This window comes from Lactococcus sp. AK05 (assembly GCF_041026685.1).
Taxonomy (GTDB): Bacteria; Bacillota; Bacilli; order Lactobacillales; family Streptococcaceae; genus Lactococcus; species Lactococcus lactis.
The window spans coordinates 1-497 of record NZ_JBFTEI010000025.1 but is presented as its reverse complement, the minus strand read 5'-3'; the positions used below and the strand labels follow the sequence as shown (position 1 = coordinate 497).

At 36.6% G+C, this 497-nt stretch carries 1 pseudogene; it reads right to left on the bottom strand.

Annotated elements, in window-relative coordinates:
* Positions 1 to 497: pseudogene (locus AB6B24_RS12395) on the bottom strand (IS3-like element IS-LL6 family transposase); the annotation flags it as partial.

Genomic DNA, 497 nt, shown 5'->3' with positions numbered 1-497 from the left:
TCCGAATGAAAGATAATTGGTTCCTTAGGCTTCCTCTTATTTATAGCTATTTCTAAGGTGTCACAGGCGAGTTTGGCATCAATTCGATCACTTACTTTCCACGCAATACATTTCCTTGAGTAGAGGTCAAGAATAGCACAGAGATAAACATGTCGTTTAGGTCCTATAGAGATATAAGTGAAATCTGTTGTCCAAACTTGATTTGGGGAGTTCGGGTTAAATTCTTGTTTAAGCAGATTATCAGAAGAAAATACGGGAGCTTTCTTTGATTTAAAACGAGGTTTGATGGTTGACATTTTAGGGAGTGTCATAGACTTGAGAAGTCTTAAGATACGGCCTTCAGAAATATTAACGCCATAATCACGCAGAAGAATGATTTTAAAAGCTCTCGTTCCAATTCTTTTCTTGGCTTTCATATAAATCTCAAGGAGTAATTTTCTCAAGCGTTGATTTTCTACTTCACGCTTCGAAGGCCTCTTGTTTATGAAGTTATAGTA